Consider the following 25,827-nt stretch of genomic DNA (forward strand, 5'->3'; position numbering starts at 1 on the left):
GTTTTTTTTCCTTAATTTGGAAAAGGCTAATTTGTATTTTTGCCGAAACCGTTCAACCTATATATGGCTAAAAAGAAGGCTAAGACCAAGAAAACCGCCAAAAAATCACGTAATTTTTCATTAAAGCTTGACAGGCAGCAGAAGGTGGTTCTGGGTAGTTTCCTCATGCTCTTTGGTCTTGGGCTTAGCGTTGCATTTATTTCCTTTCTTTTTAACTGGCAGGCAGATCAAAGTGTACTTAACGAATTTGCAAACCGTGAGATCGAAGCTCATAACTGGCTTAGTAAATTTGGTGCTAATGTGAGTAACTTTTTTATCTATCAGGGATTTGGACTTGCCGCCTTTTCAATCGCTTTTCTAATTTTATTAAGCGGTATCTATCTTTTCTTCGGATTTAATAGTTCTAATCTTAGAAAGTTCTGGTTCTGGGGAATTTTAGTCATGATCTGGTTATCCGTTTTTTTAGGGTTTTTCGCAGAAAACAATGCACTTCTCGGAGGACGTATTGGTTTTGAAACAAACGATTTTATCCAGGACTACTTAGGCTTTTTCGGTACCGTATTATTAATGCTTTTTCTATTTATAGCGTATCTGGCCATACGTTTAAAAGTTACTCCGGAAATGGTTGGAACTTATTTTAAATCTGGAAAAAAGGAATTGAAAGATGCCATGGAAGAGCATCAATCCAATATTTCTGAAACCGATGAGGAAAAAGATTGGAAAGAAACAGTTGTTAAACCAAAAGTTGAAGAAGAAAAACCTCAAAGCGTAGATCTTTCAGACGAAAAGGCTAAGAAGAAAAAAGAACCGTCACCCTCTCCAAAAATGGAAGTCACCACTCCTCCTGAAGAAGATGTAACCATGGAAGTTGAGGCTGCTCCTGAAGAGGAAGAAGAAGATAATTTAAGCAACAAACTCGTAAAAGACTTTGGAGAGTTTGATCCTACGCTGGAATTAAAAAAATATAAGTTCCCTACAATTGAGCTTTTAAAGGACTATGGAGGCACGATCACTATAGATCAGGAAGAACTTGAAGAAAACAAGAACCGAATTGTTGAAACACTAAAGAATTACAAAATTGAGATTGCCCAGATCAAGGCAACAGTAGGTCCTACGGTTACCCTCTACGAAATTGTACCAGAAGCTGGAATTAGAATTTCCAAGATCAAAAATCTGGAAGATGATATCGCGCTATCCCTTTCAGCTTTAGGAATTAGGATTATTGCTCCAATTCCGGGAAGAGGAACTATTGGTATAGAGGTTCCAAATAAAAACGCAAGTATTGTTTCCATGCGTTCTGTAATTGCTTCCGCTAAATTTCAAAACGCCGAAATGGAATTACCGCTGGCGCTGGGGAAAACAATTTCCAATGAAACTTTTGTGGTAGATCTGGCTAAAATGCCGCATATGCTCATGGCAGGAGCCACGGGTCAGGGTAAATCGGTTGGATTAAATGCAATCCTTACTTCTCTTCTATACTCTAAACATCCGGCAGAGGTGAAATTTGTTTTGGTAGATCCAAAGAAAGTTGAACTTACGCTCTTCAATAAAATTGAACGTCATTACCTGGCAAAATTACCAGATTCCGGAGATGCTATTATTACCGATAATACAAAAGTGATTAATACACTGAATTCGCTTTGTATAGAAATGGATAATCGTTACGATATGCTGAAAAATGCCATGTGCCGTAACATCAAAGAATACAACACGAAATTTAAGGCCAGAAAACTTAATCCGAATGACGGGCATAAGTTCCTTCCTTATATCGTTTTAGTAGTAGATGAGTTCGCCGATCTTATTATGACGGCTGGAAAAGAAGTTGAAACACCAATTGCCCGACTCGCTCAGTTGGCTCGTGCTATTGGAATTCATTTGATCATCGCCACACAGCGACCGTCGGTAAATGTTATTACCGGTATAATTAAAGCAAACTTCCCGGCAAGGGTGGCTTTTAGGGTAACTTCAAAAATTGACTCAAGAACAATTCTGGACAGTCAGGGTGCAGACCAATTAATTGGTCGTGGAGATATGTTGTTTACACAAGGGAATGAATTAAAAAGATTGCAATGTGCTTTTGTAGATACTCCTGAAGTGGATAAGATCACCGAATTTATAGGTTCACAAAAGGCATATCCAGATGCTCATCAACTACCAGCCTACGAGAGCGAGGAAAGTGGCACAGGTGTTGATATAGATGTGAGCGAGCGGGATAAGTTATTCCGTGATGCCGCAGAAGTGATCGTGACGCACCAACAAGGTTCAGCATCATTACTTCAGAGAAAATTGAAACTTGGGTATAACCGAGCAGGTAGAATCATAGATCAACTGGAAGCTGCCGGTATCGTGGGTCCATTTGAAGGAAGCAAAGCCAGACAGGTTTTAGTAACAGACTTTGCGGCATTAGATCAACTTTTAAATGAAAAACCAGATAATTAAAAAATCAAAATGAAAAAATTCGTATTTATTCTGGCCGCGATCATGTCTCTAAACATGCAGGCTCAGAGCTCACAAAAAGCCGAAAAATTACTAAATTCTGTTTCTTCAAAGGTGAAAGCCTATGATAATATGGTGATTGAATTTAAGTATGCATTGGAGAACACGGCAGAAAATGTGAGTCAGGAGACAAGAGGGGACGTAAGTATTCATGGTGAAAAATATGTTTTAAACCTTATGGGTACTACCCAGATGTTTGATGGGAAAAAAATATATACCATCATTCCTGAAGATGAAGAGATCAACATTTCAAATTATGTTGAAGAAGATAATAACAGTATTACTCCTTCAAAAATGTTCAGTTTCTATGAAGAGGGTTACAACTATGAAATGGATATCGCTCAAAATGTAAAAGGACGTGAAATTCAATATGTAAAATTAACGCCTAAGGACAGTGATGCCGAGATCAAAAATATTCTCTTGGGAATAGATAGCCAGACCAAGCATATCTACAATTTGATACAAACTCAGGAAAATGGCACTAAAGTCACTATTACCGTAAAAAGTTTTAAAACAGATCAGCCTTTAGCGAAAAACCTGTTTACCTTTAACGAAGATAGATATAGCGATTACTACATCAATAGACTAGACTAAATTGAAGATACTCGACCGGTACATACTAATCAGTTTTTTAAAAACTTTTTTTACGGTCTTTATAATACTCATGTTCATCTTTGTGCTCCAAACGATCTGGCTGTACATAGGTGAACTTGCTGGTAAAGACCTGGATGCAGAAGTGATCTTAAAGTTCCTTTTGTATTTTTCCCCAAAACTGGTGCCACTGGTATTGCCGCTCACCATCCTGCTTACTTCCATTATGACCTTCGGCTCATTTGCTGAAAATTATGAATTCGCAGCAATGAAATCTTCCGGAATTTCATTAGGCCGGGCCATGCGAAGTCTAACCGTTTTTATAGTTTTTATAAGTTTTGTGGCCTTCTTTTTTGCGAATAATGTGATTCCTGCTGCTGAATTTAAATCGATAAACCTTAGAAAGAATATAGCACAGTTAAAGCCTGCAATGGCTATTTCTGAAGGTATTTTTAATGATATAGGTACTTTCAACATAAAAGTGGAAGATAAGACTGGTGAAAATGATCAATATCTTACCGATGTTATAATACACCAGAAAAAACAAACTGGAGGAAATACCACCGTTATTAAGGCCAAAGAAGGCGAATTAGTGGGTAGTACAGAATCTGATGTACTTTCTCTTATACTCAAGGAAGGAAATTACTACGATGAGATAAAACCCAGTGATTACGACAAACGAAAAAATAAGCCGTTTACAAAAAGTTATTTTGATGAATATGTGATCAATATTGATCTTTCAGATTTTAATAATGTTAACCTGGAAGATGAAAGTTACAGTTCTACTCACGGAATGTTGAAAATTTCAGAATTGGATGAAAGTATAGATTCATTTTCTGTTTCTTACAACAACAGGATGGCAGAATTTAAAGAATCTATGTACAACCGAACCGGAGTAAAAACCATGAAGATCAATTACAAGGCAAAAGATACTGTGGTGGCTTTTGATGAGGGTCTTTTATCTTATTACGACACCTATGATGGGGCTCAAATTGCGAATCTTGCCCTGGGGACGGTTAATTCTGCGTTGGCTCATTTGGGAATGAAAAAGCAGGAATTTAAAAGGAACGTACAGCAAGTAAATAAGTTTGAGATTGCCCTGCATGAAAAATACGCTTTATCTATCGCCTGTATCGTACTATTCTTTGTGGGTGCACCCTTAGGCGCTATTATAAGAAAGGGAGGAATTGGACTTCCTATCGTGGTAGCGATATTGCTTTTCCTCACCTATCACTTTATAGGGATTTTTGCAAAAAATTCAGCGGAAGATGGCAGTGTGCCAGCATTTGTTGCTACCTGGCTTTCCACTTTCATCATGTTGCCTCTGGGAATCTATTTAACCTACCGGGCGACGACAGATCAAGGACTCTTTGTTTTTGATAATATTTTAGAACCTTTCAAAAAACTCTTCAAAAAAGCCGGTCTTTTCAAGGACAAAAGTAAAACAGAATAAATACCTTTGCAGCCACAAAAATAGATGTTATGGCTCAGGTGGAAAACAATCAATATTCGATAAAACTGGATACTATTCAGGAAGCTATCGATGATATTCGTGCCGGAAAGGTGATTATCGTTGTGGATGATATTGATCGTGAAAATGAAGGTGATTTCCTGGCAGCTGCTGAAAAAGTTACTCCTGAAATGATCAATTTCATGGCTACTCATGGTCGCGGACTTATTTGTTCTCCTCTTACCGAAGCCAGATGTAATGAGCTAAAACTAGACATGATGGTTGGTAATAATACCGACCCCATGGAGACAGCCTTTACCATTTCTATCGATCTTAGAGGAAAAGGAGTGACTACCGGTATCTCTGCAGCAGATCGTGCTAAAACGGTGGAAGCACTTATAGACCCCGAAATCAAACCACAGGACCTTAACAGACCCGGTCATATTTTTCCGCTTAAGGCGAAAGAAGGTGGTGTTTTAAGACGTACGGGGCATACGGAAGCTGCCATAGACTTCGCCAGGCTTGCAGGTTTTCAACCGGCAGGTGTGATCGTGGAGATCATGAATGAAGACGGTACCATGGCACGCTTACCTCAGCTTATGGAAGTTGCTAAAAAGTTTGATCTTAAGGTAGTTTCTATTGAAGATCTTGTGGCCTATAGAATGCAACATGATTCTCTTATTAAAAAGAAAGAAGATTTTGAACTGGATACAAGGTTTGGAAAATTCAGATTAAGAGCCTATGAACAAACTACCAATTCCCAGGTACATGTAGCACTGACGAAAGGAGCATGGAAGCCAAGTGAAGAGATCATGGTTAGAGTGAATTCCACACTCGTAAATAATGATATTCTTGGCACCTTAACTAATAACGCCGATAAGAAGCTTGACGGAATGTTCAAAGCTATCAATGATGAAGGTCGTGGTGCGATTGTTTTTATAAATCCGGCGAACCAATCTCCCAATCTTTTAAACCGACTTACAGAATTAAAAGAGAGTCAAAAAAATGGAGAAATCAAGGCACCTCCTGTAAAAATGGATAATAAAGATTTTGGGATTGGAGCTCAGATTCTGCATGACCTGGAGATTCATAAGATCAGGTTACTTTCAAATACACAACAAAGCAAACGTGTTGGAATGATAGGCTACGGACTGGAAATTACGGAATACGTGAGCTATTAGTACTTAAATAATTTCTTAGCTTCGGCTATGCAATTATTTTTTACCTGCTCTATCACAAAATTTGTGAGTGTCTTAAGCGCCATTTCAGTTTTACTTAATACTAGTCTATTTCTATAATTACCTCATCTAAAGGTCTTCTAACTTTTTTAAACTTAGAGAACATATCTTCCTGAGAACGATATCCAACCGGTAGCACCAGTACAGACCGGAGATTTTTATCATGAAGGTTTAAAAATTCATCATATTTTTCAGGTTCAAAACCTTCCATTGGGCAAGCGTCGATCTCTTCGGCTGCACAAACGGTAAGTAAAGTCCCTAAAGCAAGATATGCCTGATTAATGGCCCAGGCATGAATTTCTTCTACTGCTTTCTTTCTAAAATCGTCAACGAGAAAATTTTGAAACGGTTTTATTACCTCATCAGGGGTTTCCCTTAGATGCTTAACTCGTTTAAAATAATTATCAATAAACTCTTTATCCACTTTATCTTCTATGCAAATCACCATTACATGAGAAGCGGTATCTACTTGTTGCTGATCCATTGAAAACTCACGCAACTTTTTTTGAGTTTCTTTATTCGAAATGATCAACATCTTTAGAGGTTGTAACCCGTATGAAGTAGCTGTAAGATTAAATGCCTGCTTTAAGACCTTTACCTTATCTTCAGAAAGCATTCTTGAATCATCGAATTTTTTGGTCGCGTAGCGCCAGTTTAAAGCTTTTATATTACTCATAATCAATTAAAATAATATTTTACAAATGTACACAATGTATAAGGTAACACTGGCGTTAGCGCATAAATTAATCTTATACATCCAATTATTATGGCTATCTTCGGTAATCAATTCATCAATCTTTAATGAGGCGGCTAAAAAAAATAATTCTGGCTTCTGTAATCGGTCTTGTACTGGTCATTTTCGTGATTCTGGGTATTGAAGCGATCTTTCAAAGACAAACGACGGGACTTATTTATACCAATATGTCTAATGTTCCTCCTGCAAAAACGGTGATTATCCTTGGTGCTAGTGTACATGCAGATGGAAAGCTTTCCCCAATTCTTCAGGACCGTGTGGATACAGCCATCAGGTTATATAAGAATGATAAGGTGAGCAATTTCCTGGTTACCGGAGATCACCGAAGTGATGATTATAATGAAGTCGCTGCTATGGTAGGATATCTCGAAGAAAAAGGAATAGACAAAAAATTAATCATCTCAGACCATGCTGGGCTAGACACCTATGATAGCATGTACAGAGCAGGAAAATTATTCGAAGTCGAAAATGCAATTGTAGTAACCCAGAAATTTCATCTTCCAAGAACCTTGTTTATTGCCAAAAATCTAGGATTGGACTATAGAGGTTTTGCAGCCGATCAAAGAGCCTATCAAACTGAATACAGGTTAAAGCAACGTGAAAAACTGGCAAATCTGAAAGCTCTTTGGGAAGTACTTCTAAAAAAGAAACCGAGGACTTTACAGGCTCGTCTTTAATAGATTTCAACAACTATACTCCTTAATTCTCTTTTTTGCTATATTAGAGTACTACTAACTTCTAAAATCTAATAATATGATCCAGTGGTTAATTCATATTCTAATTGATGCCGTTGTACTTCTTATTGCCGCAAAATTTCTCAGCAAAGTCCATTTAAGCGGCTTTAAATCTGCCATTATCGTAGCAATAATAATTGGAGTGCTAAGCTTTCTTTTAAGCTGGCTATTAACTGCCATTCTCAACATCGCTACTTTAGGTATTTTCTATTTCCTCGGAATTGGTTTTGTAACCAGGGTCATTGCCTATGCAATCGTAATTGAGATCGCAGATAAACTTTCCTCTGACTTTAAAACTGATGGTTTTTGGCCTTCTTTATGGCTTGCCGTTTTAATTGCTATTGTTGGAGGGATTGTAGATGCATTATTGTTTTAAAAATAGATTACCGGGTGAGATGCTTCATCCGGTTTTTTCTTCCCCACCAGACTATAAATCCGGTGACCGGTAAAGAAGCTACGAACAAACTCAATATAAAAGCTACGATCTTTCCGACCATTCCAAAATATTGGCCGGTATGAATTCCATAGCTCATTTCCTGTAATTTAAGACCTGTACTTTTAGTTTCGTAATCTTGTTTCTGAAGTAATTCAGCTGTTTGTGGATGAAAATAATAGTTAGACTGATGGTCGTAATCCAAAGATTCGGGATAAACCCCCGTTACCACAGGATGATGATCTCCTTCTGTCCAGACAAAATACATGTCATTATTCGGTTTCATTTTGATTGTTTCATAAAACGCAATATCTATAGGGTTTTCTAAAATTCTTGGTTTTTGGATAATATCTTCAATATGATGATCACTTGCCACATCTTCTCCAAGATTTCCGGTGAAATAGATAGCAGTTTTCATCCAGTCATACGAAAAATATAAGCCGGTAATCGCAACAATTATTGCCAGAATATGCAGATAGAATCCACTAATATTATGAAGATCATAGTTTACCCTTCTCCAACGGGCACTCCACTTAATCGTCAAATTTTTCTTGAGATTTTTTATCTTTTTTGGCCACCACAGGATAATTCCCGTGATCATCATTAAAATAAATATAAGTGTAGAAGCACCTACTATTTGCCTACCTATATTCTCTGGTAAAAGGAGATACATATGTAAAGACTTTATAATCTCGAAAAAATCTTCTGTAAAATCCTGTGCATATAAAAATTCACCAGTATAAGGATTTAAGTAGAAGTAATATGGCGTTTCTTCATGCACTCCGTAAACAGCAACGGGTCTATCTTTCCCTGTATAAAGCACGAAATCATCTGTTGTTCCAGGATATCGTTCCTGGACAATATTTTTGATCTTTGATGGAGCAATAAATGCCTCATTCTTCTCTTCTACAAAGCGGTAGTCATAAACCGCGTCTTTTATTTCGTCATGAAATACATAGATGCATCCTGTAACTGCAACAATAAAAACGATGATACCTGTAATAAGGCCTAGCCAAAGATGAATTCGGCCGGCCCACTTTTTTAATATATTATTTTTTTTCTTTTTCTTCATATCTAAAAAGAGTCTCTCTAAAAAACCTTGTTTTCGCTGAGTGTTCAATACATCAACTAAGTTGTCAAACTGAGCGTAGCCGAAGTTTTTAATTAATCATTTATAACTAAGGTTCAGACTGCACTCAACCTGACAGAATAGCTTTTTTAAACAATCCCAGCAGCTAATTCAATTTTAAAAATTATACGTCAATGCAGCTGCGAAGTTTCTTGGTGCTTGCGGATTTATCGTTGACCATCCATTAAAATAATCTTCATTGGTAAGATTATTCAGTTTTAAATTGATAGAAAATTGGTCCACATCATAGAAAACCGCTGCGTTTAGTACGGTGTAAGAAGGCAATGTAAAAGTACCGGCAATATTCCTGTTAAAGATCATATTTTCACTGGCATAATTACCTCCAAATCCAATTCCGAAGCCTTCTGCCGCGCCTGAAGTTAGCCTGTAACTTGCCCAAAGATTCGCAAGATTTTCAGGTCCGGCAGATTCTGGTCTTCTCCCAAGGAAATCATCATTTGCTGTAGCTTCGGTAACTTCACTATCATTATGACTAAAACCTGCAACCAAATTCAATCCGTCTATCGGGCTGGCCGTAATTCTGGCTTCAAATCCACGGCTGTATTGAGTACCATCCTGAGTAACTTCAAATCCACTACCTAAAACAATATTTTCAACTTCAATATCATAATAGCTTAATGTTGCAAAAAGCTTATCATTCAAAAAGTTCAGTTTTGTTCCGAATTCAAACTGACTGGCATGCTCAGGATCAAAAGTAATTCTTCTGGTTTCTCCTGTGCTTTGATCTATTGCTTCAGAAGGAGCCACGTTACTAAAACCATCCATATAATTAGCAAAAATCGAAACCTTATCGATAATTGGCTGATACACCACTCCAAATTTTGGGGAAAGTGCCGTCTGACTATTACTATCGTTTTCAAACTGATCTATACGTAAACTGGCCATTACCGACAAAGCAGGAGTGATATTCAAAACATTGGAAACGTATGCACTATAAATATCTTCTTTAGTATGGATATTATTTCTTTCTATATTTTCCAGCAAACCATCAACAGCAGCAGTAGAAAGAATTCCACTATCTCCATCTGTGATATAATTTTCCTGCTCGAAGATTCCGAAAACACTTTCGTTTACATTTTGTAAACTGGCATTTCCAATATAAACACTGCCATTGCCTACATACCCGGTTCCATTATCTATTACTTCTCTCTGAAAGTAATCAAGGCCGGCGACCATTCTATTTCTCATACCAAAGATCTCAAAGTCACCAATGAAGTTCTGCTGAAAATCTGTTGTAAGGGTGGTTGAATTCTGATTGTTCATAAACCTAGTAAATACAACGCCTTCATCCAAACCTTCCACAAATCTAGTGCCTTCATATAAATATGAATAATAGCCTTTGGATTTGGCACTACCACGTGAAATTACTGTTTGCGAAGTCCATTCATCTGAAAGTTTATAATTCATCTGCCCCTGAAGACTATAGGTAGGATTTTCCAGAGTTAGATCATTGCTGGTGTACGATCTGTTTGTGTCATAATTCAGCTCATCAATATTGGTCGCTGTTAAAGGTGCTCCCCTATCTAAGAAAAGCATGGTGGGATTAGTAGACTTCCCATTATAAAATTCAGTATTCACAAGAAATGAGAGACGATCGTTTACCTTGTAGCTGAATGACGGCGCAATAAAAAATGATTTTGAAAACCCGGCATCCTGAAATGAGTTTTTTGTTTGATAGGCCGTATTTACTCGTAAAGCGATATCACCTTCTTCATCTAATGGAGTATTAATATCTGCCGCAACCCTGTTAAGGCCAAAACTTCCCAGGGTATAACTTATATTCCCCCCAAAATAATCGTAAGGTTTCTTTGTAGTAATATTAATTAAACCTCCGTAAGAGATTAGACTGCTTCCATATAAAGTACCAGAAGGACCTTTTATAACCTCAATATTTTCAATATTGGCGGGATCCGGGCTACCGTTAGTAATCGCCGGCAATCCATTTACAAGGTTTGGCTGCACAGGAAAACCTCTTAACGAGTAATAACCAGCTCCATCTCCACCTCTACCTGTAGATTCCCAGAGCTTGGTAATTCCTGAGCTATTCTTTAAAGCATCATCAAAACTGGTCACGATCTGCTCGTTAAGGATTTCAGCAGTAATATTGTCATAAACCTGTGGGTTTTCAATATTCTTTAAAGGCAATTTTGAAACGTAAGCACTCTTCTCACGGTTAAATTTATTGGCATTTCCGTTACCATTGATCACCACCTCATTTAATTCCTCTTCACTTACTTTCAAGACTATATTTGGTAATTGCGTTGTTGCTCCTCCCTCAATAGAAATAGCTATTTGTTGTGATTTAAATCCTATATAGGAAATTCGTAGCAGGTAATTCCCTTCGGGTACATTATTTATATTAAAAGAACCATTGGTATTGGTTCTGGTTCCGATGCTGGCTCCCTCAATATTTATATTCGCTTCAGAGACGGCCTCATTCTTTTCACTAGTGACCACGCCTTTTATATTTCCTGAATTCTGCGCAAATCCAGTATAGGTTATAAGCAATATTAGTAATAGTATTTGTCGGTTCATTATTGGTTAATTTTATTTAGACTTATTATAAATAGAACCGCAAATCTATCATCACAGAATGAAAAATAAAAGCTTATTTAGATTTATTTTAAATAAAATTATTGAATCATTTGTCACCCAAACACTTATAAAACCATTCATAAAGAATTTTTATAACTCAAACAGAAAATTTAATTGGTAATTAAATTTAGTAACCCGGGTTTCTACTACTTTTGACTTTTCAAATTAAAATCTATGATTAAGCTTATCGTAACCGATGTTGATGGGACTTTACTGAACGACAACCACGAGTTACATCCAGATTTCTGGAAAATTGAAGAGCAACTTACTAAAAAGGGGATTTTATTTTCTATTGCCAGCGGTCGCCAGTTTTATAATCTAGCATCAAAGTTTGAAAAAATAAAAGATCGCACTATGTTCTTTGCTGAAAATGGAACCTACGTTTCTCACAAAGGCAAAGAGTTATACGTAAATCCCATAGAAAAAGCTGCAGCTATTGATTTTATTAAATTGGGACGAAAACTTGAAAATACCAATTTGGTTTTGTGCGGAAAAGAATCTGCATACATCGAAACCAAAGATGAAGAATTTAGAAATGAGATCTCTAAATTCTATGAACGCTTACAAGTGGTAGATGATCTAACCATGGTAGAGGACACCTATTTAAAGGTGACCCTGTGTAATTTTAATGGGGTGGAAGATAATACATTCCCACATTTTGTAAATTATACAGACAGGTATAAAGTTGCCATAGCTGCTAAAGTATTTATAGATATTACTTCGCTGAATGCGAACAAAGGAAACGCTATAAAAGGCATCCAAAAAGAACTAAATATCTCTCCGGAAGAAACCCTTGTTTTTGGGGATTATTTAAATGATTTAGAAATGATGCAAGTGGCAAAACACAGCTATGCCATGAAAAATGCGCATCCCGAAATTATTCAGGCCAGTAATTTCGTTACCAGCCATGATAATAATGATAATGGGGTACTAAGAACAATAGAATCTCTAGGCTTATTAAATGCCTAATTCACGATGATATTGGTCTTATCTACACCGGTATTTCCTGTCACCGGATCGTAGGCATAGATCAATACTTCATAAAGTCCTTTATCCAGTGATAAATCTGCTTGAAAAGTACTCTCCTTATTTTTCTGGTTCATTTCAATTTCTTCTGAAATACCTTCTGAGTTCCTAAGGATTGCTTTTACTTCGTACTGACTGGCATCCCAAATCCCATCTTCAGTTACGGGACAGCCACACATCATTACGATATTGGCCTTTATTTCGATTTTTTCAGTAGAAGCCAATCTTTCATGAGTTTGCGGACTTAAAATATCTACGACAAATCCGGGAATATCGAGCACCACGCCATCTCCCTTAATATGTTTTCCCGGTATTACCCATAGCTGAGTACTGCTCATAACCTGAGCCTGTTTTTTATTTACAGGAGCATAAGCCTCCACAGTAATAAATTTAGGCTGTTGTATATCCAACAATGCATTAAAGCCTGCAGTTTTATCATCTGAAAGCATCTCATTACGCTTCCGGTCCTGTTTCATAATCTTTTCGGTGTTTCCGGTACTTCCCGAAGTAATACCTTCTACTAGAATTTCTCCTGTTAAAGCATCTTTGACCAAAATTTTAGCTCCACCGATAGAGGAACCAATAAATTTAGCATCTTTCGCCTTCGCCCTTATCATGATACTGGTTTCCTGTGCGATTGAACTGAAAGCAAATAATACAAAAGTAAAAGCACAAAAAAACCGGTAAAAATTAAAACCTTTCATAGCATTAATGTTTACCGGCTAATATAATTAAAATCTGATTTAATTAAGCTTTGGCTAATTCTGCTTCAGCATTTTTCGAAGCTATATTTTTAAAGTTTTTAGGATCTTCCTGATATTTCTGAATATAACCTTCAAGTGTGTTTATTTCCTCCTGAGTAAGATCATTTGCTTTCATATTCTGAGTAAGATTAATCCATGGCTTCCCTTTTCCGTAATCATATTCGCCAAATACCATAAACGGAGTTCCGTTTTTTGCAATTTTAGATCCTTCTACATCCCACATGTTCGCCCAGTCAAAGATATATTTTGCATCATCCATGTATAAACGTACACATCCATGACTCGCAGGATATCCCGGTAATGCATATTGATGCACCCCTACCCCTTCAAAATTCATAAAATTGAAATAATATGGTAATATCCATGATTCATCTACAGTACTCACCTTACGCTTGGCTTTATAATTTCCATAATTCAAACCATTAGGAGTTCTCGTAGAATTTTTACCGGTACTAACCGGACCCCATTTTACTAATTCTCCATTTTCATATAATCCGAAAGCCTGAACTCTTTGAGAAATAAGCACCGTCTTTGGGATACACTGTAAAAAGCTTACTGTTTCAGGAAACGGACTGTAGGCGTTAAATTCATCTGAAGAACATTCTGGAATTACAATAGGCCTCTTGGGTCTTAACCTGTTTTTCTCAATACGATTTAAGGCTAATATTGTTTTTAATTCCCCTTCAGTATAAGTAGTAATAAGACTATCTATTTGTTCTTTCGTTTTAAGTGAATCGATAGAATATCTTATCTCTTTCTTATATGTTTCAGGAGTACTCTTTGTCACCGGATTCTTCATACTCACCTTTTCTGATTGAGAAACCGAAGGTTCTACAACTTGAGTTTTAGAATTACATGCGTAAAAAAATATACTCATTATGATTAGCAGGGAAATATTCCTGAAGACAGTTAAGGGTTTCATTGATTGTAGTAGTTTGATTTATCTTTATGAAATTACCTTAGAACACCCTTAGAAACTGCCAATAATGCGTTAAGGCTTTGTTTACTTTATGATAATTAACCAATTTTAGGAAGCATCTTTTGAATATTTGCTTAAATTTTTCAGAAAAATTAACTTTTTTTATAATTCATGTTTTCAAAAAGTTACTTTTAATGAGGTTAATCTGAAAATCATGAGCAGTAGAAGAAATTTTATTAAGAGATCAGGACTACTACTTGGTGCTGCTGTTCTCCCTTTTCCAGGTTGTATCGCTGCAGAATCTAAAGAAAAGCTAGGAATTGCACTTGTAGGACTGGGATACTATAGCAGAGATCTTCTTGCCCCTGCTCTTCAGCTCACAGATCATTGTGAGTTAAAAGGAATCGTCACAGGAAGCCAGGAAAAAATTCCGGTCTGGCAAAAAAAATATGGAATCAAAGATTCCAATGTATATAACTACCAAAATATGCATGAAATTTCGAATAATGATGAAATAGATGTAATATATATCGTCCTACCCACTGGTCTTCATGCTAAATATGCAATTAAGGCTGCCAATACCGGGAAACATGTTTGGTGTGAAAAACCAATGGCCAGAACAGCAAATGAATGTCAACAGATTATTGAAGCCTGTAATAAAAACCGGGTAAAACTTTCCATTGGCTATAGAATGCAGCATGAGGTTAATACTCAAACAATCATGAAATGGGCTAAAACACAACCTTATGGTGAGATCCAGCAAGTCATTTCTGAAGCTGGATATAATGGAGGAAGCATCAATCCCTGGAAACTTAAAAAAGAAATGGGAGGTGGTGCAATCTACGATATGGGTGTCTATTCAATTAATGCAGCGAGATACTCTACCGGGCTTGAACCAATAGCGGTAACTGCAAAACAAAGCACGAACCGACCAGATATCTTTACAGAAGTTGACGAGACTACAAGTTATAAAATGGAATTTCCAAACGGAATTATAGTGGACGGAAAGACCAGTTTTGGTGAAAGTCTTAATAACCTGGAGGTGACCACAAAAAATGGCTGGTATTATTTGAGACCTATGCAATCCTATTCCGGTGTACGTGGGAAAACCAGCAATGGAAAAATTCTTACTCCTATGCGCAAAAATCAGCAGGCTGTTCAAATGGACGATGATGCGCTGGCAATTTTGAATAATACTGAAGTGCTGGTTTCTGGTGAAGAAGGAATGAAGGATATTCATATTGTAGAGAAGATCAATAAGGCCTCCGCCACCGGCCAACGAATCCAGATTTAAAATTTTTACATTTAAATTTTGCTGAATAATCTATTCATCGTAATATTGCAATATATAATTTTCCGCATGGGTGTAACCAGAACAGATTTATTCACAATAGAACAGAATGAGCTTGCAGTTTTAGCCAAAGCCTTTGCACATCCGGCACGTATTGCTATTCTAGAATATCTATTAGAATCTAATAAATGTATAAATGGTGATCTGGTGAACGAGCTCGGTCTGGCTCAGGCAACGATCAGTCAGCATCTAAGAGAGCTTAAAAATGCCGGACTTATTCAGGGAAATATTGAAGGTGCTTCCATGAGCTATTGTATAAATGCTGAAAAATGGTATAGCGTACAAAAACTTTTTAATGGTTTGTTTGATAAAATCCAGAATTGTGATTCTGGAGAATGCTGCTAAAAAAATTTACTAATAACTATCGTAATAATACGATAAATAGATAATAAGATTATGAAACTTTCAGAATTTACTAAACATTTAAACAAATTAAAAGAAATCATTTTCCAGCTTCCTAACGGCCAGCTCGTACCAGAGCATTTTCATGTAACTGAAGTTGGAAAAATCAGCAAACAGTTTATAGACTGTGGTGGAACATTGAGACATGAAGAAAAAATATCTTTTCAGTTATGGGAAGAGAATGATTATAACCATCGTCTGCATCCTGAAAAACTGGTGAATATCATTGAGCTTGCGAAAAATAAATTGAATTTGCCTGATGCTGAAATAGAAGTGGAGTACCAGGGTGAAAGCATTAATAAATTTGGTTTAGACGTCAAAGAGGAAGGCTTTATTTTAACCAACACTCAAACCGACTGCCTGGCAAAAGAAGATTGTGGCATCCCGGTATCAAAACCTAAAGTAAAATTATCTCAATTACAAAACTCCGGCTGCTCTCCAAAATCAGGCTGTTGCTAAAAAAATAGATATGCATCATCTAAAACTTTATCCTGAATTGAACGAAAAATTGAAGGAACTAGAAAATCTCGATATTCCTGAAAACCGAAAAAAAATTCTTCAACCGCTCATTGAATATATTCAACAAAAAAAAGATGCTAAAGAAAATATTAAGCTCAACTTCATTTGTACGCATAACTCCAGGCGCAGCCAGTTAGCACAGATATGGGCAAAAGTGATTTCGGAATATAAAGGCATAGAAGTTCAATGTTTTTCTGGCGGAACAGAAGAAACGGCTTTTTTTATAAATGCAATTAACGCACTAAGACGAGCAGGATTTAAAATAGATTCTAAGCCTGGTGAAAATCCAGAATTTGAAGTAGGTTTTTCTAAAAACAGTCAACCGCTTAAATGTTATTCTAAAGTTTATGAGGCCCTGGGAAATCCTTCAAAAAATTTTGCTGCAATAATGACTTGTTCTCATGCTGATGAAAACTGTCCTTTTATTCCAGGTTCTGAAGTCAGAATCGCCCTTGATTACAAGGATCCAAAAGAATTTGACAATACTCCAAAAGCTCAGGAAAAGTATAGTGAGCGCAGTGATCAAATTGGTTCAGAGATGATCTATGTATTTGAAAATATAAGTTAATATGGCGAGAAAACTAAACTACCTGGATAAAAACCTCACTTTGTGGATCTTTCTGGCCATGGGAATTGGTGTTGGATTAGGCTATTTTATCCCTTCGATTCCTGAAAATATTAATTCTTATAGCTCGGGAGCGACAAATATACCCATAGCCATTGGCCTTATTCTTATGATGTATCCTCCATTAGCCAAGGTAAAGTATAGATTATTGCCAAAAGTGTTTAAAAATGTGAAGATTCTAAGTATTTCTTTGATACTTAACTGGATCATTGGTCCGTTTCTTATGTTTTTTCTCGCGATCATCTTTCTACAGGATCATCCTGAATACATGGTTGGACTTATTTTAATAGGTCTTGCCAGGTGCATCGCTATGGTATTGGTATGGAATGACCTGGCAGAAGGAAGTAGCGAATATGGCGCCGGTCTGGTTGCTTTAAACAGCATTTTTCAGGTGTTTGCCTATAGTTTTTATGCCTGGCTGTTTATCACCTGGCTTCCACCCTTCTTTGGATTTGAAAGCGCTATTGTAGATATTTCTATCGCAACCGTTGCGGAAAGTGTTGCCATTTACCTGGGAATCCCTTTTGCTCTGGGAATTTTGAGCAGGCTAATTTTAGTAAATATAAAAGGAGAAGAGTGGTATGACACCAAATTTATACCAACGATTTCACCCTTAACTTTAATCGCGCTTCTATTTACAATTATTTTAATGTTCTCTTTAAAAGGAGAACTTATTGTAGAAATCCCGATGGATGTGGTAAGAATTGCTATTCCCCTATTAATTTATTTCAGCCTGATGTTTCTTATTAGTTTCTTTATGAGCAAAGCCATTGGTGCTTCTTACGATAAGAATGCCTCTATTTCTTTCACCGCTGCCGGAAATAATTTTGAACTGGCAATCGCTGTGGCAATCGCGGTATTTGGATTGAATAGCGGACAGGCTTTTGCGGGCGTCATAGGCCCGTTGGTAGAAGTTCCGGCATTAATATTATTGGTAAGAGTCTCCTTTTGGTTGAAGAAGAAATTTTACAAAAATGAATATCAATTCAAATAAAATGTGAGCCCTAAATAGATATTACTTAGACCTAAGGAAAAGACCAGCGAGTTGGTCGAAGCATCATTAATTCCCTCCTCTTGCCTATCTGTATGAGTAAATTGAAGAGCTCCCAAATTCGCATCTATTGAAAATTTATCTGACAATAAATATGTTATACCCGGCCTTAATGCAATACCATAGCGATCCCGGATGGTTTCTATGCAATTAAGACAGTCATTCTCACTTTCATCATTTTCATACCAAATCCGGCTATATTCCAATGAACCGGTGAGGTTGATAGCAAATGATTCTGAGATACCAATGTACTTTTGCAAAGATGGAGCTATGGTAATGGCATTATTTGTCGACTCCTGAAGATTATCAGACTGCGAATACTTATTAGAGTTATAATTATATCCTAATAGCAAGCCGGCGGCTAAATTATCATTAATAAAATAGGCCGCCTTTGGTCTAATTGTAAATCCAAAATTTTTGGTTTCATAAGATTCATATTCTGAATTCGAAGAATTAAATCCGATAGCACCTCCCAGACTCCAGGTGCCTTTTTCAATCAAAAAATTATCTGGTTCTTCCTGAGCAGACGCAAATAAACTAAGGAATAGCAAAATAATTATCATCAATAGAGTTTTCATATAAATAGATTTTGGCTGACAATGATATGAAAAATCGAAGAATATTCATATCGGTTACGCATAAAAAATAAATATAAATATACCTATCTGATTTTAAGAATCTTAATCATATTTTCAGTAGATCATCTAAATTGAGATTTTTAGTAAACATATTCAATGTTCCATCCATATTTTTAGGCCACTCTTCTTTTGGTCTGTCCCAGTAGAGCTCGATGCCATTGCCATCTGGATCATTCAGATAGATAGCTTCGGAAATACCATGATCTGCGGCTCCAGTTATTGGATAAGCTTTTTCAAATAATCTTTTTGTTACTTCCGAAAGGTCTTTTCTTGTGGGATAAAGGATCGCGGCGTGAAACAAGCCTACGCCAGATTTTGAAGCTTTCCCTGCACCTTCACTATGCCAGGTATTTAAGCCAATGTGATGATGATAACCCCCGGCCGAAAGAAAAACTGCATGATCACCTATTCGCTGGGTGATCTCAAAACCCAGAATATCCCGGTAAAAACCCAGCGCGTTTTCAATATTCGAAACTTTTAGGTGTACATGGCCAATTCTCGTTTCATTAGGCACTTTATACATTTTAGACATGGTATTTTTCTTTAAATTTAAGTAAGAATCAATAATTGGTGTGTACTGATTAATAAAAGCTAAGTTATGGAAGACAGGAAAAAATTAGATTGGAGCAGCTTTACGGTTAATATTCCATTAGATATCTCAAAAGATAAGATCATTGAAGCATGGATGACTCCGAAAGCATTGGAGAACTGGTTTTTGCGATTAGCAGAATTTTCTACTCCAAGCGGTGAAAAAAGAAAACGTGAAGAAAAGATACAGCCAGGCGATTCATACAGATGGCAGTGGTACGGTTGGCCGGAAAGCACTGAAGAACATGGAAAAATTTTAAATCCGGAACAGGGGGAATTTCTGAGATTCGTGTTTGGAAAATCCGGTATCGTTGGGATTAAAATAGTTGAAGAAAATAAACAGACCATTCTAAGATTAATTCAGGAAAATATTCCACAAGATGAAGAATCCAGAATGAATTTTTTTGTGGGTTGTAAAACAGGATGGACTTTTTATTTGCTCAATCTAAAATCTATTTTACTCAACGGGCCAGATTTAAGAAATAAGCGCAGTGAACTACAAATGGATTAGCCTTCTATATAACCAAAGCTCTAGTTGTTATTTTTTGATTATCGCCTTTTTTATGAGCTCATATTCTTCAAAATTATATACTTAAACTTCAAAAAATCTTAATACAGGTCTAAATAAAAAAAGTCCTTGCCCTTGTCTCAATTCTTTTACTCATTTTTATTTTACCAATTTACGTGTGAATTTTAAGAACCAGCAAGAAGTTTGAGACTTACAAGATTGAAAATATTGAAAAAGTAAATTTTAGAGAGCATTATTCCATGTTTTGAATGTGGGGAAACGAATTGAAATAATAGTTAAGCCTACCGGTTTAAATTCTATTTTTGAATAGACATCCCAAAAATTACCTTTTTCATGAAATTGAGATCTGTTTTACTACTCCTATCGCTTGTTATTTCCTGTAATGTATTTTCTCAAAGTACAGCATCTAAACAGGTATGCACTTTCACTATCCAGGCACCTCAGCTTGATACGGTCAAAAAGATCTGGATCTATTTGCCAAAAACGTATAAATCTTCAGATAAAAAATATCCGGTGATCTATATGCACGATGCACAAAACCTTTTTGATATTGAAAGCTCTTATGTTGGAGAATGGAAAGTAGACGAAAGCCTTGATAGCATTCGGGAACCTGAAGCTATTATCGTGGGAATTGAACATGGAGGTGATAAGCGAATTAATGAACTGACGCCTTTTTCCCATGAAAAATATGGTGGTGGAAAGGCCGATGTATATCTTGATTTTCTCGTGGAGAATTTGAAACCATATGTAGACAGCACTTATAGAACACTGCCAGATTATGAAAATACAGGGATTTTCGGTTCTTCGCTAGGTGGACTTTTTTCTTTTTATGCCGCTCTAAAATATCCTGAGACCTTTGGAATGGCTGGAGTTTATTCTCCTTCTTTCTGGTTTAGTGATAAAATTTATGATGCCACCAGGAATGCTGAATTAAATTCCAACACAAAATTCTACTTTTTGGCTGGCACTGCAGAATCTGAAGAAATGGTGCCGGACATTGAAAAAATGATCACGCTTTTAGGCGAAAAAGGTTTGAAATCATCAAATTATATGGTGAAATTTGTAGAAGACGGTGAACATAACGAGGCGCTCTGGAGGGAGAATTTTACTGAAACTTATCTTTGGTTGATGAAAAAATAATTAAACTAATATGAAGAATATTTTCACGTTTTTTGTCTGCTTTGTTATATTCAATCAAGCAAACGCTCAGGTAGCTACAGATTCAGAAATATATAAACAATTGAAGTCTCGAGACAGCTTATTATTTGACGTTGGATTTAATCATTGCAAAATTGATGAATATAAAAACTTTATAAGCGACGACCTGGAATTCTATCACGACCAGGGTGGATTGAGTACCACTAAAGGTAATTTTCTGCAAGCTATACGAGATAATATTTGTTCTAATCCTGATAAAAAACCTTTACGAAAACTTATGGTTGGGAGTCTCGAAATTTTCCCCTTATATAAGGATAGTAGATTATATGGAGCAATTCAAAATGGAATCCATGATTTTTATATCAAAGAGCCAAATATTAAAGCATACAAAACCAGTTCTGCAAAATTTACGCATGTCTGGATACTTGAAAATGATAAATGGATGCTAAAACGTGTTTTAAGTTATGATCACAAAAGCCCGGAATAATTATGAAAAAAATAAACGTAAAAGAGAAATTAGAGAAATTTTCAGATTACTGGAGTCCAAGAATTGTAGGGGAGCTTAATGGCCAGCAGGTAAAACTTGCAAAATTAAAAGGTGAATTTATCTGGCACTCTCATGAAGAAGAAGATGAAATGTTTTGGATTGTAAAAGGAAAACTAAAAATTGAATTCAAGGATAAAATTGTTGAAATTAAAGAAAATGAGTTTTTTATAGTACCCCGTGGAGTTGAACATAAACCTATAGCAGAAGATGAAGTTCATGTGATGCTATTTGAGCCGGCATCTACAAAACATACAGGGAATGAAAAACACAGACTTACGAATAATGATCAGGAACATCTTTAGTTAATACCTTCTCATTTCTAAAATTCTAATTTTTGTATATTAGGTTGAAAATCAGGATCATTTCTAACTAACACTCACTAAATGAAAAAGATCAACTTCTTAATTTTTCTTTTTGCCGTAGGACTATTTGCACAAGATCAGCAAAAACCAAAAGAGTATAGTATTGAACAGTTTTATGAGAATACGCGTATTGGCGGCGGGAGTTTCTCTGCTAATGAATCTAAGCTCCTTATAAGCAATGATGAATCCGGAATTTTTAATTTGTACGAGATTAATATTTCTGATGGAAGTCAAAAAGCTATTACCACATCTGATCAGGAATCATTATTTGCGGTAGATTATGTTCCCAATTCCAGTGATATTTTATATTCCGCAGATAAAGGAGGAAATGAAATAAGTCATCTTTATCTATTAAAACCTGATGGAACTTCTAAGGAATTAACCACCGGAGAAAATGAAAAGGTGAATTTTGCAGGTTGGAGCACAGATAAATCCACTATGTATTATTTGTCTAACAAAAGAGATCCACAATTTTTCGATCTGTATAAAATGGAGATTGGCAAATGGGAACCGAATATGCTCTATGAGAATAATGAAGGTTATTCTGTTTCAGAGGTATCCAGTTCAGGAAAATTTCTGATTTTGTCAAAACCTATTACAACCAGCGAGAATAAACTTTTCTTATTGAATAGAGAGAGTGAAGAAATGACCGAAATTTCTAAACCCGGTTTCAACTATAGCCCAACGGGATTCAGTAAAGATGAAACAGAGCTTTATTACACCACTAATCATGGTGGAGAATTTAGCCGTTTAATGTCTTTCAATTTAGACACAAAAGAATCTCAGGTACTTTATGAAACCAATTGGGATGTGATGTATAGCAATCTTAGCGAGAATGATACTTATAGGGTGATCGCTCTTAATGAAGATGGTGCTAACAAACTAATTTTATGGAAAAACGCCAGTCAGACTCCTATGGAACTTCCTGAAATTAAAGATGGTAATATAGTTTCTGCCAGTTTTTCTGAAAGTGAAGAGCTTTTAAGACTCACTGTAGGAACTTCAAAAACTCCTAATAATATCTATGTTTATGATATTAAGTCTAAAGAACTTAAGAAATTAACCAATACCTTGAATCCGGAAATTGATCCTAAAGATCTTGTTTCAGCTGAAGTTGTGAGATATAAGTCTTTCGACGGACTGGAAATACCTGCCATTTATTATAAGCCTCTTAATGCTTCCGCAGAAAATAAAAAACCTGCCTTGGTATGGGTGCATGGTGGACCTGGCGGACAGTCCAGAGTAGGATATTCTGCGCTTATACAATATATAGTAAACCATGGATATGCAGTTTTAGCGGTGAATAACAGAGGTAGTAGTGGTTATGGTGCAAGTTTCTACAAAATGGATGATAAGAATCATGGTGAAAAAGATCTTCAGGATGTAATTTATGGCAAAAAGTGGCTGGCCTCACAGGATTATATCAATAAAGACCAGATTGGAATTATAGGTGGCAGTTACGGTGGTTACATGACCATGGCCGCGATGACCTTTGAGCCAGACGAGTTTGAAGTTGGGGTTAACATTTTTGGGGTAACTAACTGGTTGCGTACGCTACGATCTATTCCTCCTTACTGGGAATCTTTCAAAAACGCCCTTTATGAGGAATTGGGAGATCCCACCACGAAAGATTCCATAAGACTTAGAAAAATTTCACCTTTATTTCATGCTGAAAATGTAAAGAATCCAATCATGGTTTTACAGGGTGCAAATGACCCGCGAGTGCTCCAGGTGGAATCTGATGAGATTGTGGAGGCTGTAAAAGCGAACGACGTTCCTGTTGAATATATGGTATTCCCGGATGAAGGTCATGGTTTTATTAAAAAAGAAAATGAGATTAAAGGCTACAGGCAGATCCTGACTTTTCTTGATAAGTATTTGAAAGACGAGGATGTTACTATGCCTGAAAAAGCTTTAAAAGATTAGTTTAGCAAGATGCCATAAAACAGGTAATATCCAGTAATAATTATATTTTTAATTCTTGAAAGTACCTTCCCGGATATTACCTGTTATCGTTTTCGCACAATTCTGCTGCACTTCTCTATGGTTTGCAGGCAACGCAGTAATGAATGACCTACTTCTTGAATTCAACCTGAATTCTGAAGCCTTAGGCCACCTAACATCTGCAGTTCAATTCGGATTTATATCAGGAACCCTAAGCTTTGCCTTTCTTACAATTTCAGACAGGTTTTCACCTTCAAAGGTTTTCTTTCTTTGCGCCTTATTAGGAGCTTTATTTAATCTGGGGATCTTAGTTGAAAACAATACGCTTGTAAGCCTGATAATATTCAGATTTTTAACTGGGTTTTCACTTGCCGGAATCTATCCCGTGGGAATGAAAATCGCTGCAGATTATTATGATAAAGGCCTTGGAAGATCTCTAGGCTATCTTGTGGGAGCTTTGGTTCTGGGAACAGCTTTTCCACATTTATTAAAAGTTTTTTCCGGATATATAGATCTACAGTGGAGATCGGTGATCATCTTTACATCAATCCTGGCAGCTATCGGTGGTATTTTAATTGTATTATTGGTTCCAGATGGTCCTTACAGGTCAAAAAGAACCAAACCCGATCTTAAGCTTGCTTTCAAGGTTTTTAAAAATTCAAATTTTAGAGCGGCCGCTTTTGGATATTTCGGGCATATGTGGGAGTTGTATGCGTTCTGGGCTTTTGTTCCGATAATTTTGAATTTCTATAAGCAATTTCATCCGGAAGCAAATTTTAGTATATCCCTCATCTCATTTTTAATAATTGGATCTGGCGGACTGGCTTGTGTTGCAGGAGGATATATTTCAGAAAAATTTGGGACTAAAAATACCGCAAGTTCGGCATTGCTATTATCAGGAATTTGTTGCCTCCTCTCCCCGTTTATATTTTATTTTAATTCTGAAATCCTACTTATCGCCTTTTTTATTTTCTGGGGATTAGTAGTAGTCGCAGACTCCCCGTTATTTTCTACCCTCGTTGCTCAAAATGCTTCTGCTAACTCACGAGGAACTGCATTAACCATTGTTAATTGTATTGGTTTTACTATTACAATTTTCAGCATACAACTATTGAATTTCCTGAATGGTCTTTTATCTCCGGCACTAATTTTTATCTTTCTGGCACTCGGTCCAATTTTTGGGTTGGCCGCTTTATTTTATAGGAAAAGAAGTCTACATTAAACTTCCGTTTTTCTTTTAATGCATATCCGTTTTCTGACCTGAAAATTTATTCGTCTCCCATAATTTATTTGACTTCGACGAATCTTCGATTTCATGGTCTTAATATCATGTTATTTATATTGATATGAAATTCTGAAACAAGTTCAGAAGAACCTCATTTATAGGTTTGACATACTTTACTCAAAAACAATTTTATTATTAATTTCAGTAAAAACATTTTTTAAATAAAGCATTAACTTTATTACAAGTATCTCCTGTTTTTTTAAATTGAAATCATATGAAAATAGAAGCGAATTCACCAGATGAGTATCTCGAAAATGTTCCCGAGGAAAGAAAAGAACCTATGGTTAAATTACGCTCGGTAATCAAGGATAATCTTCCGCTGGGTTTTGAAGAGACCATGAGCTATGGAATGATAGGCTATGTGGTGCCTCACTCCATATATCCAGATGGTTATCATTGTGATACTTCCCTCCCCCTTCCATTTATGAATCTGGCATCACAAAAAAATTATATCGCAGTATATCATCTAGGAATATATGCAAACAATGAGATGCATACTTGGTTTATAAATGAATTCAAGAAAAGGACTGGGAAAAAACCCGATATGGGGAAAAGTTGTATAAGATTGAAGAATATAGAAACAATTCCTTATGATTTAATAGGAAATCTTTCCTCAAAAATAACTCCACAGGAATGGATCGCTACCTATGAGAATAATGTAAAAAAGAAATAAAGAAA

26 protein-coding genes are annotated in these 25,827 nt (G+C 36.3%); 19 read left to right on the forward strand and 7 right to left on the reverse strand.

Annotation, left to right across the window (positions count from 1 at the left end; translation table 11 throughout):
* The first annotated feature begins 63 nt into the window (after positions 1 to 63).
* The 4 genes from GFO_RS10270 (at position 64) to ribB (ending at position 5,718) form a co-directional block, all read left to right on the forward strand.
* Positions 64 to 2,439 carry a DNA translocase FtsK gene (locus GFO_RS10270; RefSeq protein ID WP_011710051.1) on the forward strand — a complete coding sequence of 792 codons (2,376 nt, stop codon included), beginning with the start codon at positions 64 to 66 and terminating at the stop codon, positions 2,437 to 2,439.
* A gap of 9 nt (positions 2,440 to 2,448) precedes the next feature.
* Complete coding sequence (gene lolA1 / locus GFO_RS10275) at positions 2,449 to 3,090, forward strand: outer membrane lipoprotein periplasmic chaperone LolA1 (protein WP_011710052.1); 642 nt, start codon at positions 2,449 to 2,451, stop codon at positions 3,088 to 3,090.
* Between the two features lie 70 nt (positions 3,091 to 3,160).
* Positions 3,161 to 4,540 (forward strand): LptF/LptG family permease, encoded by a 1,380-nt coding sequence (locus GFO_RS10280; protein ID WP_011710053.1) that lies wholly within the window; start codon positions 3,161 to 3,163, stop codon positions 4,538 to 4,540.
* A gap of 29 nt (positions 4,541 to 4,569) precedes the next feature.
* The gene (gene ribB / locus GFO_RS10285; protein ID WP_011710054.1) at positions 4,570 to 5,718 is read left to right on the forward strand and encodes a 3,4-dihydroxy-2-butanone-4-phosphate synthase; all 1,149 of its coding nucleotides are present in this window, start codon (positions 4,570 to 4,572) and stop codon (positions 5,716 to 5,718) included.
* 100 nt (positions 5,719 to 5,818) lie between these two features.
* Here ribB and GFO_RS10290 read toward each other — a convergent pair whose 3' ends face one another.
* Positions 5,819 to 6,451 carry an NAD(P)H-dependent oxidoreductase gene (locus GFO_RS10290; protein ID WP_011710055.1) on the reverse strand — a complete coding sequence of 211 codons (633 nt, stop codon included), beginning with the start codon at positions 6,449 to 6,451 and terminating at the stop codon, positions 5,819 to 5,821.
* A gap of 125 nt (positions 6,452 to 6,576) precedes the next feature.
* On the opposite strand from GFO_RS10290, the gene GFO_RS10295 reads away from it, so the two are divergent.
* The gene (locus tag GFO_RS10295; RefSeq protein ID WP_011710056.1) at positions 6,577 to 7,206 is read left to right on the forward strand and encodes a SanA/YdcF family protein; all 630 of its coding nucleotides are present in this window, start codon (positions 6,577 to 6,579) and stop codon (positions 7,204 to 7,206) included.
* Positions 7,207 to 7,282: 76 nt separating this feature from the next.
* Entirely contained in the window at positions 7,283 to 7,639 is a 357-nt protein-coding gene (locus GFO_RS10300; protein WP_011710057.1) for a phage holin family protein, read from the forward strand.
* A 7-nt stretch (positions 7,640 to 7,646) separates the two neighbouring features.
* On the opposite strand, the gene GFO_RS10305 is transcribed toward GFO_RS10300, so the two are convergent.
* Positions 7,647 to 8,768 (reverse strand): PepSY-associated TM helix domain-containing protein, encoded by a 1,122-nt coding sequence (locus tag GFO_RS10305; RefSeq protein ID WP_011710058.1) that lies wholly within the window; start codon positions 8,766 to 8,768, stop codon positions 7,647 to 7,649.
* A gap of 174 nt (positions 8,769 to 8,942) precedes the next feature.
* Complete coding sequence (locus GFO_RS10310) at positions 8,943 to 11,381, reverse strand: TonB-dependent receptor (RefSeq protein ID WP_011710059.1); 2,439 nt, start codon at positions 11,379 to 11,381, stop codon at positions 8,943 to 8,945.
* Between the two features lie 234 nt (positions 11,382 to 11,615).
* Between GFO_RS10310 and GFO_RS10315 the strand changes: the two genes are divergently transcribed.
* Positions 11,616 to 12,410, forward strand: a complete 795-nt coding sequence (locus GFO_RS10315) for an HAD family hydrolase (protein ID WP_011710060.1) — start codon at positions 11,616 to 11,618, stop codon at positions 12,408 to 12,410.
* Here the strand turns inward: GFO_RS10315 and GFO_RS10320 are convergent.
* Together GFO_RS10320 and GFO_RS10325 are read right to left on the reverse strand one after the other, a co-directional pair.
* On the reverse strand, positions 12,407 to 13,171 hold the full coding sequence (locus tag GFO_RS10320) for a hypothetical protein (protein ID WP_011710061.1): 765 nt from the start codon (positions 13,169 to 13,171) through the stop codon (positions 12,407 to 12,409). The genes GFO_RS10315 and GFO_RS10320 overlap by 4 nt on opposite strands.
* A gap of 43 nt (positions 13,172 to 13,214) precedes the next feature.
* Positions 13,215 to 14,108 (reverse strand): L,D-transpeptidase, encoded by an 894-nt coding sequence (locus GFO_RS10325; protein WP_229664732.1) that lies wholly within the window; start codon positions 14,106 to 14,108, stop codon positions 13,215 to 13,217.
* Between the two features lie 256 nt (positions 14,109 to 14,364).
* On the opposite strand from GFO_RS10325, the gene GFO_RS10330 reads away from it, so the two are divergent.
* From GFO_RS10330 to arsB, 5 genes are all read left to right on the forward strand, one after another.
* Positions 14,365 to 15,444, forward strand: coding sequence for a Gfo/Idh/MocA family protein (locus GFO_RS10330; RefSeq protein WP_011710063.1), 1,080 nt, complete (start codon positions 14,365 to 14,367; stop codon positions 15,442 to 15,444).
* A 66-nt stretch (positions 15,445 to 15,510) separates the two neighbouring features.
* The gene (locus tag GFO_RS10335) at positions 15,511 to 15,846 is read left to right on the forward strand and encodes an ArsR/SmtB family transcription factor (protein WP_041250091.1); all 336 of its coding nucleotides are present in this window, start codon (positions 15,511 to 15,513) and stop codon (positions 15,844 to 15,846) included.
* 51 nt (positions 15,847 to 15,897) lie between these two features.
* A complete protein-coding gene (locus GFO_RS10340; protein WP_011710065.1) occupies positions 15,898 to 16,362 on the forward strand; it encodes a DUF6428 family protein in 465 nt (154 codons plus the stop codon).
* Between the two features lie 10 nt (positions 16,363 to 16,372).
* The gene (locus GFO_RS10345) at positions 16,373 to 16,990 is read left to right on the forward strand and encodes a low molecular weight phosphatase family protein (RefSeq protein ID WP_011710066.1); all 618 of its coding nucleotides are present in this window, start codon (positions 16,373 to 16,375) and stop codon (positions 16,988 to 16,990) included.
* 1 nt (position 16,991) lies between these two features.
* Positions 16,992 to 18,041 (forward strand): ACR3 family arsenite efflux transporter, encoded by a 1,050-nt coding sequence (gene arsB, locus GFO_RS10350; protein WP_011710067.1) that lies wholly within the window; start codon positions 16,992 to 16,994, stop codon positions 18,039 to 18,041.
* On the opposite strand, the gene GFO_RS10355 is transcribed toward arsB, so the two are convergent.
* Both GFO_RS10355 and GFO_RS10360 read right to left on the reverse strand, forming a co-directional pair.
* Positions 18,029 to 18,676, reverse strand: coding sequence for an outer membrane beta-barrel protein (locus tag GFO_RS10355; RefSeq protein WP_011710068.1), 648 nt, complete (start codon positions 18,674 to 18,676; stop codon positions 18,029 to 18,031). The two genes, arsB and GFO_RS10355, sit on opposite strands and share 13 nt — an antisense overlap.
* Positions 18,677 to 18,782: 106 nt before the next feature.
* The gene (locus tag GFO_RS10360; RefSeq protein WP_011710069.1) at positions 18,783 to 19,268 is read right to left on the reverse strand and encodes a VOC family protein; all 486 of its coding nucleotides are present in this window, start codon (positions 19,266 to 19,268) and stop codon (positions 18,783 to 18,785) included.
* A 66-nt stretch (positions 19,269 to 19,334) separates the two neighbouring features.
* Between GFO_RS10360 and GFO_RS10365 the strand changes: the two genes are divergently transcribed.
* From GFO_RS10365 to GFO_RS10395, 7 genes are all read left to right on the forward strand, one after another.
* Entirely contained in the window at positions 19,335 to 19,835 is a 501-nt protein-coding gene (locus tag GFO_RS10365) for an SRPBCC family protein (protein WP_011710070.1), read from the forward strand.
* A 351-nt stretch (positions 19,836 to 20,186) separates the two neighbouring features.
* Positions 20,187 to 20,993: an alpha/beta hydrolase gene (locus tag GFO_RS10370; RefSeq protein WP_011710071.1), complete on the forward strand. Its 807-nt coding sequence runs from the start codon at positions 20,187 to 20,189 to the stop codon at positions 20,991 to 20,993.
* Between the two features lie 10 nt (positions 20,994 to 21,003).
* Positions 21,004 to 21,498, forward strand: coding sequence for a nuclear transport factor 2 family protein (locus GFO_RS10375; protein WP_011710072.1), 495 nt, complete (start codon positions 21,004 to 21,006; stop codon positions 21,496 to 21,498).
* 2 nt (positions 21,499 to 21,500) lie between these two features.
* The gene (locus GFO_RS10380) at positions 21,501 to 21,860 is read left to right on the forward strand and encodes a cupin domain-containing protein (RefSeq protein WP_011710073.1); all 360 of its coding nucleotides are present in this window, start codon (positions 21,501 to 21,503) and stop codon (positions 21,858 to 21,860) included.
* A gap of 81 nt (positions 21,861 to 21,941) precedes the next feature.
* The gene (locus GFO_RS10385) at positions 21,942 to 23,846 is read left to right on the forward strand and encodes a S9 family peptidase (RefSeq protein WP_011710074.1); all 1,905 of its coding nucleotides are present in this window, start codon (positions 21,942 to 21,944) and stop codon (positions 23,844 to 23,846) included.
* 55 nt (positions 23,847 to 23,901) lie between these two features.
* Positions 23,902 to 25,086, forward strand: a complete 1,185-nt coding sequence (locus GFO_RS10390) for an MFS transporter (protein WP_011710075.1) — start codon at positions 23,902 to 23,904, stop codon at positions 25,084 to 25,086.
* A 277-nt stretch (positions 25,087 to 25,363) separates the two neighbouring features.
* On the forward strand, positions 25,364 to 25,822 hold the full coding sequence (locus tag GFO_RS10395; RefSeq protein ID WP_011710077.1) for a DUF1801 domain-containing protein: 459 nt from the start codon (positions 25,364 to 25,366) through the stop codon (positions 25,820 to 25,822).
* The last annotated feature ends 5 nt before the right edge of the window (positions 25,823 to 25,827 follow it).

It is taken from the genome of Christiangramia forsetii KT0803, from assembly GCF_000060345.1.
GTDB lineage: Bacteria > Bacteroidota > Bacteroidia > Flavobacteriales > Flavobacteriaceae > Christiangramia > Christiangramia forsetii.